General features: G+C 71.9%; 10 protein-coding genes. 1 reads left to right on the top strand and 9 read right to left on the bottom strand.

All coding sequences use genetic code 11. The annotated features are described in order from the left end of the window. Nucleotides 1-3: 3 nt before the first annotated feature. Nucleotides 4-792, top strand: coding sequence for a PIG-L deacetylase family protein (locus tag TFC3_RS12625; protein ID WP_067499398.1), 789 nt, complete (start codon nucleotides 4-6; stop codon nucleotides 790-792). On the opposite strand, the gene TFC3_RS36990 is transcribed toward TFC3_RS12625, so the two are convergent. The 9 genes from TFC3_RS36990 to TFC3_RS12580 form a co-directional block, all read right to left on the bottom strand. After that, nucleotides 744-1,844, bottom strand: a complete 1,101-nt coding sequence (locus TFC3_RS36990; RefSeq protein ID WP_067499396.1) for a glycosyltransferase family 4 protein — start codon at nucleotides 1,842-1,844, stop codon at nucleotides 744-746. The two genes, TFC3_RS12625 and TFC3_RS36990, sit on opposite strands and share 49 nt — an antisense overlap. Beyond that, nucleotides 1,832-2,872, bottom strand: a complete 1,041-nt coding sequence (locus TFC3_RS12615; RefSeq protein ID WP_067499394.1) for a GNAT family N-acetyltransferase — start codon at nucleotides 2,870-2,872, stop codon at nucleotides 1,832-1,834. The genes TFC3_RS36990 and TFC3_RS12615 overlap by 13 nt, the downstream gene beginning before the upstream one ends. After that, nucleotides 2,869-3,525, bottom strand: a complete 657-nt coding sequence (locus tag TFC3_RS12610; RefSeq protein ID WP_067499392.1) for a hypothetical protein — start codon at nucleotides 3,523-3,525, stop codon at nucleotides 2,869-2,871. Before TFC3_RS12610 ends, TFC3_RS12615 begins: the two co-directional genes overlap by 4 nt. Beyond that, complete coding sequence (locus TFC3_RS12605) at nucleotides 3,522-4,664, bottom strand: glycosyltransferase family 1 protein (RefSeq protein WP_067499390.1); 1,143 nt, start codon at nucleotides 4,662-4,664, stop codon at nucleotides 3,522-3,524. The genes TFC3_RS12610 and TFC3_RS12605 overlap by 4 nt, the downstream gene beginning before the upstream one ends. Beyond that, on the bottom strand, nucleotides 4,664-7,738 hold the full coding sequence (locus TFC3_RS12600; protein WP_067499388.1) for a glycosyltransferase family 39 protein: 3,075 nt from the start codon (nucleotides 7,736-7,738) through the stop codon (nucleotides 4,664-4,666). Before TFC3_RS12600 ends, TFC3_RS12605 begins: the two co-directional genes overlap by 1 nt. 7 nt (nucleotides 7,739-7,745) lie before the next feature. After that, on the bottom strand, nucleotides 7,746-9,026 hold the full coding sequence (locus TFC3_RS12595) for a glycosyltransferase family 4 protein (protein ID WP_153040208.1): 1,281 nt from the start codon (nucleotides 9,024-9,026) through the stop codon (nucleotides 7,746-7,748). Beyond that, entirely contained in the window at nucleotides 9,019-10,272 is a 1,254-nt protein-coding gene (locus tag TFC3_RS12590) for a hypothetical protein (RefSeq protein ID WP_153040207.1), read from the bottom strand. The genes TFC3_RS12595 and TFC3_RS12590 overlap by 8 nt, the downstream gene beginning before the upstream one ends. Continuing rightward, entirely contained in the window at nucleotides 10,245-10,859 is a 615-nt protein-coding gene (locus tag TFC3_RS12585; RefSeq protein WP_067499382.1) for an RNA polymerase sigma factor, read from the bottom strand. Before TFC3_RS12585 ends, TFC3_RS12590 begins: the two co-directional genes overlap by 28 nt. A 135-nt stretch (nucleotides 10,860-10,994) precedes the next feature. Further along, complete coding sequence (locus TFC3_RS12580) at nucleotides 10,995-14,111, bottom strand: GH92 family glycosyl hydrolase (protein ID WP_067499380.1); 3,117 nt, start codon at nucleotides 14,109-14,111, stop codon at nucleotides 10,995-10,997. Nucleotides 14,112-14,163: the final 52 nt, after the last annotated feature.

Here is a 14,163-nt window from a genome sequence, read left to right as displayed (position 1 = left end):
TCTATGCTGGTCGGCCCTTCTCCGGCCCCTGTCCTGTTCCTGTCCCCCCACCCCGACGACGCGATCCTGTCGTGCGGCGCGCTGATGCGCTCGCTGGCCACCACCTGCCCGATCACGGTGGTCACGCCGTTCACCGACGCCTCGCCGCCGCCGCACACCTACGCGGCCCGCTCGTTTCTGCGGCGCTGCGCGGTGCCGGACGCGGCCGCCCTGTTCGCGTTGCGGCGCGCCGAGGACCAGCAGGTGTGCGGCGGTCTCGGGGCGGCGCACGTGCATCTGGGCTACCCCGACGCGCTGTTCCGCCACCGCCGGCCCGGTCAGCGGGTTCGCCGGCTGCTGCCCGAGCTGGGGCACCGCTACCCGACGTACCGCTTCGACGTGGCGCGGGGCCGCATCGCCCGGGGGGATCGCGAGGTCATCGAGTCGCTGACCGAGGCGGTGGGGGAGCTGATCGCTGAGACGGGCGCCCGCACGCTCTACTGCCCGCTGGGCGTGGGCCGGCACGTCGACCACCTGATCGTGCGTGCGGTGGGCGAACGCTTCCCGGATAACGTCGTCTACTACGCCGACTTCCCGTACACCCAGGTCGCCCGGCCGGAGACCGCGTTCCTGCACCGGCACGGGTTGATGGCGCATTCGTGGACCGAGGGGTTGGCGGGCAAGGAGGAGCTGATCCGCGGCTACCGCTCCCAGTTGGCTGCGCTGTTCCCGTCCGGGCACATCCCGGCGGTGCCGGAGACCTACTACGTGCCCCGGCGGCGGTCCAGCACCTCGGAGATCAGCTTGCGGTAGCGGGCGCCGATGACGTCCCAATCGTGCTCGCGGCTGAGGGCATGACCGCAGCGGCCCAGCTCGGCGCGACGGTCCTTGTCGTGGGACAGCTCGTTGAGAGCGGTGCTCAGGGCGCTCACGTCGTACCGTGGAATCCGCCATGCCGCTTCGGCCGGAATCCATTGCAACTGCGGCAGATCGAAGCAGACCACCGGTTTCCCCTCGGCCATCGCCTCCAGCGCGGTCAGGGAAAAAGTCTCGAACCGCGACGGTACGACCACAAGCGCGCTACCCCGGAGCAACTCCGCCTTCTGCATCCCACCCACTCGCCCGGCAATGCGCACATGCTCGCGGACCGGGCGCACGAGCTCGCGCAACCGATGCTCTTCGCGGGCCGTCCCCGCCCCGGCGATCACCAGCGGCAACGGCGGCGGATCGGCAGCAACCGCGGCCAGCAGCAGATCCAGCCCCTTCTGGCGCACGTCGATGCGACCCAGGTACAGAATGTGCTCGCCGGCACCGAAGACGGGCTCCGGACCGGGCGCGCGGGTGACACCGTTGGGAATCAGCATGCTCGTGGCCTTCGGGGCGTAGCGGCGCACCGCGGCAAGGTCGGTGCGGTTCAGCACCACCACATGCCGGTACGCCCGCAGCCCCCAGCGTTCGACAAGCGTGAACGGCAGGCGGTAGCGGCGTTGCATGTCGGCCGCGCTGAGCATCTGCACCAGGGCGACCACCGGCGCCGGACCCAGCAGCGGCAGCAAACTCGTGGACACCGGCGGGGTCAGGCTCTCGATCCACACATCTGGTCGCCGCCGCCGGGCCAGCACCGGCAGCAGCAACGGGAACAGCACCTGACCGCCGCGAGGCCCGGCCCAGCCCACCGGCAGGAACACGTACTCCACGCCGTCGCGCACCACCGAGCGCGGGCTGCCCCGGTACGAGCCGCAGTACACCGTGACCTCATGCTCCTCGGCCAGCCGGGTGGCAATCTCGTGCACCACCCTGGCCCCGCCGCCGCCGTAGTGCGGGTTGCCCACGTCATCGAAGATCGACAGCGCTACCCGCGGCACGTCAGCCTCCGGACGGCCGAGCGCAGCCGGCGCTCCCCGGCCGACAGCGGCAGCCGTTCCCAGCGCAACGCGTGGTAGCGCACCGCCTCGGCGCCGAACTGGGCCTTGTGGGCTTCGACGCCCGAGCCCGGGTCCGACTCGCCCAGGTGGAAGTACCCGGCCCCGGCTGCGCACGCCGTCTCGATCGCCAGCGACGACAACAGGTACGTCGCGCTGGTCTCCTTGGCCAGCATGCGATGCGCGGCCGACACCCAGCCCAGGGCGTGCCGTCCCCGGTGCAGCACCACGCTCGCCGCCACCGGCTCCCCATGCCAGTACGCCGACCAGATCACGCACGACTCACCCAGGGCCGCGGCGGCCGCGGCCAGTTCGCCGTCGGCGTTGCGTTGACGGGCCAGCAGCCGGGCCGCCCACAACGGCTGCCCGCGTTGCCGGGCCCACCGGTCCACCGCCAGGCGGTGCAGCACCGAGAACGCCGCAAGGCCGTGCCGGTGGTCGCGGTACACGTCAAGGGTCACCCGCCCGGCCCGGCGCACATGCCGGCGCACCTCGGTGCGGTAGCGCTGCGACCACACCGCGGGAAAACCACCGGCCAGGTCGAGGATCTGGGTCAGGTACGGCACCCGGTGCACCCCGCGCGGCGCCCCCGCCTCCCACAGCCCGGAGGCCAGCGGCATCGGCACCACACCGGTGCGCAACACCGGCTGGCGGGCCAAGTCGGCGAGCATCGCCCCGGCGTGCCGGTCGGTCATCCGGCCCGCGGCGACCAGGGCACCGCCGTAGCCCCACCCGTACGGCCACGACTCCTGCGCCACCGGCACCCCGGCCCAGGCCCGCGCGGCCAGCGGCACCACGATCCGGGTGCCGTCCTCGAACTCGTAGAGCCGGCTGGCATCGGTGTAGCCGCGCGCCCGGCTCAGCCCGGCGAGCCATTGCGGTGACTGGGTGACCACGGCATCGGGGTCAGCGGCGAGCGCCCCCTCCCACACGCTGCGCGGCGCCGGGGTGACAACGGTGAACCCGCTCACCAGCTCTCACCCTGCAGCACCGCGTACGACCCGGTCAACGTGTCCACCTCGGACAGCGCCCGCACCTGGTCGCCGGACACCGGGTACCCGGCGGCCCGCAGGCGGTCGACGGCTTCCGGGGCGGGTTCGCCGCGCACCACCTGCAGCATGGCGGCCGTGACCAGGACCGGGCCGTGGCCGTCGCCGTCGTGCAGGTACACCACCCCGGGCCGGGTGGCCATCGCAGATCGCAGGAACCGCACAAGCCCGAGCAGGCCGGCAGCCGAGGGTGCGCTGCCATCAGCCACATCGAGCTGCAGCGTGCGCAGGCCGAGTTCGCCGGTTGCGGCTTGTTCCGGGGCGCGCAGGCCGCCGATGCCGACCACGGCCCGTACCCCGTGGTCGTCGCGCAGCCGCAGCAGGTCGACGTCCGAGGGCTGAGCGCCGCGCAGCAGCCCCGGGGCCACGGGAGCCACGGCCAGCACCGGCGGCAGGCTGCGGTCGGTGCGCCCGGCCCCGATGAGCCCGGTGGCGCGTAACCCGAGCGCGGCGGCGAGCAACGCGATCGGCACGAGCAGCACGGTCAGCCGCTGCCGCCGGCCGGCCGGGGCACAGGTGCCGAACGCCGGGGTGTGCGGCCCGCGGCGGCGCCGCCGCAGGGGGATGACGGTCATGAAGGTCCTCCACGCGGGGAAAGCCGGGCGCGCCGGGGGAAGTCGTGGCAGACGGCCTCGACCAGCTGCAGCGTGCGCTCCGCGGCCCGGTCCCAGGTGTGCTCGGCGGCAACTGCCCGGCCCCGCGCGGCCAGATCAGCGGCCACCTCGGGAGCGGTGAGCACCCGGATCAGCGCCTCGGCCCAGGCGTGCGGGTCCTCGGCGGCGGCGACCAGCGAGGCTCCCGCCCCGGCCTCCACGACCGCCGGAGCGTCGCTGGTCACCGTCGGCACCCCGGCGGCCATTGCCTCCAGCACGGGCAGCCCGAACCCTTCGGCCCGCGACGGAAAGGCGAAGACCGCGGCGCCGGCGTACAACCGCAGCAACTCCTCGTCGCCGACCTGTTCCAGCAGCCGGATCCGGCCGGTGCTGTCGAGCTCGCGGATCAGCGAGGCCACGCAGCCGGGGAAGCGGGGATCGCGCTGGCCGACCAGGACCAGATGAACGTCCGGCAGCGCGGCGGCGACCTCGGCGAACGCGGCGATGAGCACGCGGTGGTTCTTGTGCGGGCGCTGGGCCCCGACGTGCAGCACATAGCGCCCGCTGCGCCGGGGCAGAGCGCGGAACTGGTCACCCACACCCTGCGGGACGACGGCGTGGGCGGGCAGGCTCTGGCCGTACCGCAGGAGCAGGTCCTGGCGGGTGGCCTCGGAGACGGTGGCCAGGCGGGTGGACCGGGCGATGGCCAGCCGGGTGGCGAGCCGGTAGGCGGCCAGGAAGCGGCGGCCGCCGGGGGCGAACGCGGGGTCGGTCTCGAAGATGCAGTCGTGCACGAACGACACGGTCGGCACCCCGGGATGCACCCAGGGCGTGGCCAGATGGTACGGAACCAGCAGCACGTCCGGCGCCACCCCGGCCAGCAACCGGGGCCAGCGCGGCTGGGCCAGCGGCGACACCACGGGAATGGGCAGGTCGACCAGCTCGACGTGCGGACCGGCCAGCGCGTCGACGTCGAGGCGCCCGCGCCGGGTGGGGTCGCGCACGATCACCAGGTCGACGTCGCGGGTGGCCAGGCGGCGCAGCAGCTCGTAGGTGTGGCGCCCGATGCCGTGGTAGGCGTCCTGCATGACCCTGCCGTCAATCGCGATGCGCCGGCGCACTAGACCGCCACCTTGATCGCGTCGGCGGGGCGGGGGCGGCGCCGTTCGCGCAGCAGGAAAACGGTCAGCACGCCGAGGTGTACGGCGACCGCCAAACCCAGCGGTGCCAGGAACGGTGTCACCGCGGATCGTTGCTGGGAAACGGTTTCGGCGAGACAGGGTGGGCTCACGGCCGGGATGCCGGGGACCTGCCACAGGTCCAGGCCGTCGTAGGTACGGCTGGGGAAGTGGGCGAGCCGGGTGCCGTGGGCGCGGATCCACGAGTTGAGCGCCGGGTTGCTGTCGCCGTAGCGCAGGGCGGCGTCCTTGTCGCTGAGGAAGAACAAGTGCACGCCACTGGCCAGGGCGGCCGAGCCCACGCCGTACGAGGTGATGCTGTAACCGGGCAGCAGTTGCGCGAACTTGTCCGGGTCGCCGCTGGCGTTGATGGCCGTGCAGGCCGGCACGGTCTCACGCACGAACGCGGTGGAACGCAGCATCGCATCGTTGCCCGGCACGTAGAAGCGGCCCCAGGTGACCAGCGCAAAGGCGGCCAGCAATGCCAGCGGTACGGCCACCAGCACCGGTTTGCGGACCACCGCCTCGGCCACCAGCACGGTCCCGGCGATCGCGGCCGGCATGAGGTAGACGAAGAACTGCTCGTTGAGTGTGCCCAGCAGCACCGTGTACGTGCCGAACCCGTAACTGGTCAGCAGCCACGCCAGCAGCCACCGGGCGGTCCGCGGCACCCGGTGCAACGCCAGCCACAGCACCGCCACCGCGCCCCCGGCGAGCAGCAGATAGCTGGTCGCGTACTGCCCGGCCTGGCCCAGCACCGCCGCGGCGAACGAGGTCTCCGGCCGGTTCCACCCGGTGATCTGCACCGTGCCGAGCAGGCGCTGCAACGTGGCGAACTTGACGTCGGTGAACTGGCCCGGCAAGCCCAGCAGCACCGCCCAGAGCGGGAACAGCAGCCACAACCCGACCCCGGTGAGCAGCGCCCCACCCGCACGCAGCAGGCCCCGCCGGTCCCGGCCGAGCAGGGCGTACACCACCGGGGTCAGCAGCAGGAACAGCGTCACCTCCTTGGTCAGCAGGGTCAGACCGGTGGCCAGCCCGACCAGGCCCACATACCGGGCGGTGGAACGCCGCCACAGCAGCACGGCCAGGTACAGCGTGATCAGCGCGCCGAGCAGCGCGAACGGCTCGATGATGGCCATCCGCCCGTAGCGCAGCAGGATCGGGTCGGTTGCGGCCAGCAGCACCACGGCAACGATCAGCACCGTGCGGCGGCGCGGGCCGGCCAGCGGGACGAGCCGGCGCACCAGCGCGGCCAGCACGAGCACCGCGCCGAAGCTGACGAGCGCGGCCAGCACCCGGGAGGCGAGGATCGCGTCGCTGAGCGGCGAACGGGCCAGACCGACCAGGTCCAGCCAGCCGGCCTGGGCGAGGAACGACAGCGGCGGGTGCACGAACACCGGGCGACCGTCCCAGGTGAGCTGGCCGCTCTGGGCGATCTCCTGCGCGGCGCGGGTGTAGACGATCTCGTCGTACTGGCTGTCCGGGCTGGCCCACAGGTTCCACAGCAGCGGCACCGCGGTCAGCACCAGGCCGGCGATCAGCAGCACGCGGCCGGTGGGCAGGCGCTGCCGCACGTGCTCGAGCTCGTCGCGCCGCACCAGGCCCAGGCCGATCACCAGCGCGGCGTAGGCCACCACGGCAACCCCGATGACCAGTAGATCGCCCGGTCCGCTCAGCCGCGAAGCCACCAGCAGCCCGGCAATCAGGACACCGATCGCCAGCAGGTACGAGCCGAGAACCCGGCGGCGTACCAGCCCCGGCCAGTGGTAGTTGAGGTAGGCCGCGCCGAGCAGGCTCGCCCCGGTCATGGCGGCCAGCGCGAACGCGACGGCGGCTCCCGTGGTTCCCCAGCGCGGCACCAGGATCACCAGCCCGGCCAGTTGCACGAGCACGGCGGCCGGGGCACAGCGGGCCACGGTGGTGGCGCGACCGCGGGCGTACAGGACCTTGACCAGCAGGTCAGCGGCGATCAGGGCGAGGGTGCCCGCGGTCAGGATGCGGATCAGGCCGGCGGCGTCGGCGTAGCCACCCGGGAACAGCACCCGCAGCGGCGCGGCAGGCACGATCAGGAGCACAAGCTGCAGCGGTACGAGCGCAATCACCACCCAGCGCAGCACGGCAACGAACCACGCGTGCGTCTCCTGGCGGGTCCGTCCGGTTGCCATGGACGGGAACGCCGCGTCGCCGAGCGCGTTCGCCAGGTAGAACGGGATCCGCGCCACGATCACCGCCACCTGGTACGCGGCCAGCGCGGCGGTGCTGATGCCGTACCCGCGGCCCAGCGCGCTGAGCACCAGCACATCGAGGGTGACCAGGAACGCGATGCTGCCCGTCCCCGCCCCGGTCGGCAGCGCCTGACGGGTCACCGCGGACCCGGCCAGCGGCCCCCAGCCGGGCAGCCGGTCGCGCAGCCCCCACCAGGCGCAGCCGATCGCCACCGCCGCGCCGGCCAGGAACCCGATCGCCACCCCGGCCGCGCCCAGGCCGAGAAACGCGACGAGGGCCAGCCCGACGACCGCCTTGGTGGCGATCTCGGCGGTCTGCATCGCGCCGAGCCCGTCGAAGCGGCGGCTGCCGTGCAGGCCACCGCCCAGCACCGAGGTCACCGCCAGCAGCATGATGGTCAGCGCGACCGCCGCGGTCACGCCGGACGACGCGTCCGGCAGCACGTGCAACGGCGTTGCCTGCAGAACGAGCAGCACCCCGGCGAGCGCGGCGGCCACCGCCAGGTTCACCGCGACGGCCGAGCGGAACGTGGGGTGCCAGGCGTCGGAGGCCGGGTCCCCGCTGCGGGCGATCGTGCGGGCCAGCACCCAGGGCATCCCGGCGCCGAGCACCATCCCGGCCAGCAGCAGCACGTTCTGCAGCACGCTGACCGCGCCGAACTCGCTGCGCGGCAGCAGCCAGACCAGCGCCACGCCGAAGCCGTAGTTCAGCACCGACGTGGCGACGAAGCGAGCCATGAGGACGAAGCTGCCGCCCGCGGCGGTGCGTTCGGTCCTCAGATCCGGCATGCGGGCATCACCGGACGTGCCGGCGGGTGGTCGACAGCACCACGGCCCGCGGCGGCACCGGATGCCACACGGCTCGTGGTGGCAGCGTGCTGAGCAGGGCCTGCTCGTACAGCGAGACGCAGGTGTCCCAGCCCAGGCCCTCGGCTCGGCGGCGGGCCGCACGGCTCAGCTGATTGAGCCGGGCGCCGTCCGCGGCCAGGGAGAGCAGGGCCGCGCGCAGCCGTTCCCGGTCACCCGGTGGCACCACGACACCGGTGCGCGCGACCAGATCGCGTACCCCGGGCAGATCCGAGACCACGGGCACGCAGCCGGCCGCCATGCCCTCCAGCACCACCAGGCCGAACGCCTCGGCCTTGGTCACCGAGGGCAGCACGACGACGTCGCTCCGGTCGTACGCGTGCGTCAGATCCTGATCGGAGAGGCGCCCGAGGAATTGCACGTTGGTGCCCGCGAGATCGGCTGCCAGGAGCCGGTACTCGGTCAGGTGATCGCCGCTGCCGACCAGCGCCAGCTCGATCTCGTGGCACCCGGAAACCGCCGGCAGCAACGTTTCCACGCCCTTGTACGGCCGCATCTGACCGACGAACAACACCCGCAACGGGCGCAGGCCACCGCGCGGGCGCTGCGGTTCGGCCCGCGGGTCGACACCCCAGGGCACCACCCGCACCGGCCGCCCGCCCGGCACCCCGAGCAGATCCGCGTAGTAGCGCGAGGTGGTCACCGTCAGCGCCACGCGCGCCGACAGCATCCGGTGCAACCGGTCGTAGATCCGGCACAGCCGCTCGGCCCCGCGGATCTGCAGCGCCGAGTGATGGGTGTAGACAATCGTGCACGGCACCCGGGAAAGCCTTGCCAGCAGGAGGAAAGCGTCGCTCATCGTGGGCACCGGGCCGTGCAGGTTGACCACGTCGTAGCCGCCGAGGCGCCGGGCCAGCGCCGGCCAGTACAGGGCGAGCGCGCTGATCCGCACCTCGCCGAGCACCAGCCGGGGGATCTGCACCGAGGACAGCACGTCGACGTGGTGCCCGCGCCGGCGCAGCCCGGTGGCGAGCCGCTCGACCGAGCGGGAGATCCCGGACACAATCGGCGGTGCCTCGCTGGTCACGATGAGGATGCGAAGGTGCCGGCCCGGCTGGGCGCGCGGTGGGTGGAACGTCCGGCGTAAGTGCCGCCCGGCGGCCACCACCGCGGCCAGCGGCAGCAGCGGGATCAGGACCAGCGCTATCACCAGGGCCGGTTCCACGCTCATATACGGATAAGCGCCGGGGCCGCCGAAACTGTCACTCACGCCCGGCGTTGACCTTCGCAATGAGATCGGCGTACCGCTCGAAAGCCCCGGTGCCGTTCCACGGTCGCCGGTCCCACAACTGCTGGTCGTGCGCCCAATAGAAACCTTGAAAACCGCAGGACGCCATTTCTTGTACGCCCGCAGCCATCATTCCGCGCGGCGAGGTGTCCCGGTAATGACCGTTGAGCCGGGCCGGGAAATCCAGCCCCGGGTTCTCGCCGCTGAGCCCGAAGCCGTGGCCGGCGGCCACCCGGGTCAGCCAGCGCGTGGCCGGCCAGCCGCTCACCCGGGGATCGGTCAGCGGCACCTCGCGGTCACCGGGGTCACACAGATGCGGTTGCCCGGGTTCGTCGGCCATTGAGGACACGTAGGCGATCAGCCGCGGATTGGCGGGCAGGGCGGCGTAGAAGACATGCCACACCGCGCCGACGCCGGTGATGCCGTCGGGCAGGTACTCGGCGATGTCGCGGGCGTAGGTGAAGGGCTTCGACCCCGCCCCGGGGGTGAGCACCTGGAAATAACCGGTGAAGCCGAGTCCGGACAGCAGGTCGATCTGCCACGTGACGACGCCGGCGAGGCTGTGGACGTACCAGTCGGCCCAGGTTCTGATCTCGGTCACCGGGACCGACCGGTCGCCGGGCCGCCATCCGGGCAGGGGGTTGGGGGCCACGCCGGGCGGCCGGTCGGGTCCGTTCTGCGCGCCCGGGTCGAACGCCCAGTAGCTGCCGCCGGGCGGGTACAGCACCTCGGGTTGCGCGCCGGAGGTCAGCCGGAGCGCCCAGAAGCTGCTCAGATCCAGGTCACGATCGAGCCGGCTGAGGTAGCGGGCCGCCTTTTCGCGCATCCGCCGGCTGAAGACCAGGTTGAGCCCGGCCGAGCGGTTGCCGTGCTGGTCAACGAGCCGGCTGCCCGGATCGCGCAGCAGCCACGCCGGGGTGTAGTGCAGGCCCAGCCCCAATGTCACGCGCATCCCGGCGGCTCGGTAGCTGGCGATGCGCTCGCGCAGGCGCTGGGCGTACGCGTCGTCGAAGCGCCCGTCGGCGGGCTCGTAGGACCCCCAGTCGGCCTCCAGCATGGCCACCCTGATCCCGTGCGCCGCCTCGGTCGCCGCGTGCTCGGGCAGCGTCTCCAGGGTGCCGAACAGGAATGGCGGCGGGGGCGGCTCGCGGGTGGCCCGCACCACCACGCAGCCGGCCAGCGTGAGCAGCAGGACCGCGATCACATACCGCCGAGACGGCTTCCACACGCGTCCTCCGTTTCGACGCGCGCAGCCAGCCGGCGCAGCCCCCGGGAGGCCGCCATGCGCACCGCACCCGGGCGCTTGCCGAGCATCCGGGCCGCCGCCGGGCCGTCGAAGCCGACCACCACGTGCAGCAGCACCGCCTGCGCCTGATCCGGGGGCAGCCCGGCGATCAGGCCCATGGCGTTGGTGGTGGCCATCCGCTCGGCCGCCTGCTCGCCGGCGTCCCCGGACACCGCGATCTCCGCGAGGTGCTCGATCGGGATCAGCACGTCGGGCTGGCGGCGCGAGTGCCGCACGTGGTCGATGGCCCGGTTGTGCGCGACGGTCAGCGCCCAGGCCCGGAACCGGCTGGTGCCGTCGCGCTGACCCTCGGGGTCGCCGGGGCGCGCCCCGCGGCCGTGCTCGGAGAAGCCCGCGAGGTCGCGGGCGATGCGCAGCCACGCCTCGGACGCGACATCCTCCGCGTCGTCGCCGACCAGCGCCCGCACATGACGCAGCAGGGCCGGGTGGATGGCTTGATAGAGGGAGCGGAATGCGTTTTCGTCACCGTCTTGAGCCGCAGAAACCAACGGCGACAAGTCCCGCGCCATATGTTGTCCCGATCTCTGGAGAAGAGGGGCGACGTCATCCTATGCCCCGGGTCCGAGATCACGAGAGTTATTCCGGTCAATGTCGCAGTTGAGTAATCCGGTGCCCACCACCGAGTAGGGGGCACCGGATCCCGCTCAGCTGCGCACGTCCACCTCGTAGATGCGGGCGGCAGCGGAGCCGTCCTGGGTGGGCGTGACCACGGCAACCCGCAGGTAGCGGGCGTCCGCGTTGACCGTGGTCGTGGTGGAGTCGGCGGTGTTGCCCCGCACCTGGGCCCGGGTGGTCCAGGTGCTGCCGTCGGCGGAGGTCTGCACGTCGAAGTCGCGCGTGTTCCACTGCGGATACTCACCACCCGCTCCGGCGTGCCGGATGACCACCGAACCGATGTGCTGGGTGCTGCCCAGATCGGTCTGCAGCCACTTGCTGGCACCCTGCGAGCACCACTTGTCGTACCAGCCACCGAGCCAGCTGCCGTTGAACGCGCGGTCCGGGCTCTCCGTGGCCGCGCAGGACGAGTCGGCGGTAGCCGGGCGGCGCAGCGCGATGTCGGTGGGGGCGCTGCTGCTGCCGTACACCTCGAGCTCGTAGATGCGGGCCGTGCCGCTGCCGTCGTTGGCCGGCTGGGATGCCTCGAACCGCACGTAGCGGGCCGTGCGCGCCGGGACCGGCAGGTAGCTGCGGCTGTTGCGGCTGCCGGAAACGGTCACCGCGTTGCTCCACGTGGAGCCGTCGGTGCTGGTGGAGATGGTGAACGCGCCGGTGTTCCAGCCGGTCTGCTCACCGCCGAGCCCGGCGTGCTTGACCACGAACGAGCTCACCGTCCGGGCCGAACCGAGGTCGACCTGAAGCTGCTGCGGTGCCGTAGCGGAACAGAACTTGCTGTTGCCCGCGATGACCCCGTCGACCGCCTTGGCCGGCGACTCCGAGCTGTTGCAGCCGGCGCTGCCGGTGATCGTGCGGCCCTGGGCGAGGTTGGCGCCGAGGTCCGGTTCGGCCGGCGGCTGGTTGCGGCCATCGGCAAAACTCGGCGGTACGTCGCCGGCACCCGTTCCCCAGGAGGAGGCGGTGCTGCCCATCGTGTAGGCAACCGTGCCACGCGCGGCGATGTCGGCGTACCGGAAATAGTTGTGGCTCGTCGTTGATCCACCCACCGACAGCGTCTGCACATAGCGGTTGCTGGTGCTGCCGCCGGTGACCGTGATGTTGCCGGTGGAACGCTGGATGAGCACGTTGGGGAAGACGCCGCCGTGCACCGCCAGGGTGTCCGCGCCCGGCGTGACCGGATAGAAGCCCAGCGCCGACCAGACATACCAGGCCGAGGTGGCACCCAGGTCATCGTTGCCCGGCAGGCCACCCGCACCGGTGGTGAACGACTCGTTCATCACCCGGCGCACCGCGTCGCCGGCCCCGGCGGGCTTGCGGGCGAAGTTGTACGTCCACGGCACGCTGTGCTCGGGCTCGTTGCCGATGTAGAAGTACGGCCGCGACAACCCGCCGTTGAGCTCGGTGAAGTGGTGATCGAGGCGCTGCACCGCGGTGGCCGGGCCACCCATCAGCGTGACGACAGCGCCCAGGTTGTGCGGCACCATCCAGGTGTACTGGGCTGCGTTGCCCTCGACGTACGGGCTCTCCTGCGCCGGGTTGAGCGGCTGGGTGAACGCGCCGCCGCTGTCGCGGGTGTGGATGAACGCCGACTCGCCGTTGAACAGGCTGCGCCAGTACTGCGAACGGGTCGCGTACGTGCTGGCTGCGCCGGTGTCGCCGAGCGCCTTGGCGAAGTTGGCGATCGCGAAGTCACTGGATGCGTACTCCAGGGTCTCCGAAGGGTTGCCGGGGATGAACTGGTTGTTCTGGTATGTGCTCTGGTTGCCGCGCAGCACGTAGCCCTGCGAGGTGCCGCCCGAGCCGCTGTTCTTCATCAGCGCCAGCGCCGCCGCGGTGTCGAAGCCACGTACGCCGAACGCGTACGCGCTGCCCACGATGATCGGCCCCGGGTCGCCCGGCATCACGAAGTCCTCGATGCTCTGCTGCGACCACTTCGGCAGCGAACCCCCCTGCTGACCGTCGAGCACCATGGACTTGACGATGTCGGTCATCACGTCCGGCGCGATCATCGCCACCAGCGCCGCCCACGAGCGGTAGATGTCCCAGCCCGAGTAGTTCTGATAAACGGGGTGGGCGGCGGTGTGCACGGCGCCGTCGAAGCCGCGGTACTCGCCGTTGGTGTCGCTGGCGATGTTCGGGTTCTGCAGCACGTGGTACAGCGCCGTGTAGAACTTCTGCAGGTCCGTGGTGCCGCCGCCGGTGACCTGCACCCGGTTGAGCGCGGTGTTCCAGGCGGCGCCGGCGTTGCTGCGCACGGTGGCGAACGAGGCTGCCTCGGCGGTGGCGTTGTTCTGCGCGTTGGCCACGCTGACGAACGACACGCCGATGCTGGCGTTCACCACGGCGTTACTGGTCGTGTCGAACGTGACGTAGGCGCCGGTCTGGGTGCCACTTGTGCTCGCCGAGCCGGCGGTGACCGTGCCGGCTTTGAACGTACCGAATCCCGAGGGTGTGCGGTCGAAAAGAATGGAGTAGTAGACCTTGTAGGTACGTCCACCGCAGAACCCGCCGGCGGTGTGCTCGCCATACACCCGGTTCCCGGCCACTGTCACGTTGCCGTCGCGGTCCCCGGTCGCCGAGCGGCTGGCGTTGATCAGCACCCGGGCGCTGGTCGAGGCCGGGTAGGTCAGCTTGAGGGCGCCGGTGCGCTTGGTGGTGCTCAGCTCGGCGTCCACCCCGTACTTGTCGAGGCGGTTCTTGTAGTAACCGGGCGTGGCCACCTCGTTGGTCTTGGTGTAACCCGAGGCGTAGCTGGTCCACGCGCTGCCCGGCGACGATCCGATGGCGCCGGTGATGGGCAGAATCGGGAGGTCCTCGTTGTTCGGGCAGCCCGCGCCGTTGAAGTGGGTCAGGCTGAAGGACTCAATCGTGCGGTCCCTGTCGCGGTAACCCGACGGCGAGGCGGTCGGGGTGTCCGGGCTGAACTGCAGCATTCCGAACGGAACGGTGGCGCCGGGGAAGGTGCTGCCACCGGCCCCGCCCCCGACCGGGTTCGGCGAGTTGCTGTCGTCGGTGCCGACCAGGGGGTTGACGTACTGGGTGAGGGCGAGGTCCGCGGCGGCCGCCTTCGGTGCTGCCTGCGCGGCGTGGGGGATTGACAGTGCTGCGGCGGAGAGGAGAACCGCCGCGGCGAGGGTACGGAGCATCGGGGTGCCGTCCCTTCAGCAAGTGGGGATGACAACGCTGTCACTTTGTATT

It is taken from the genome of Actinoplanes sp. TFC3, assembly GCF_001553785.1.
In the GTDB taxonomy this organism is placed as follows: domain Bacteria; phylum Actinomycetota; class Actinomycetes; order Mycobacteriales; family Micromonosporaceae; genus Actinoplanes.
Note: the sequence above shows the minus strand (reverse complement) of the source record. Positions and strands in the feature narration are given on the sequence as shown.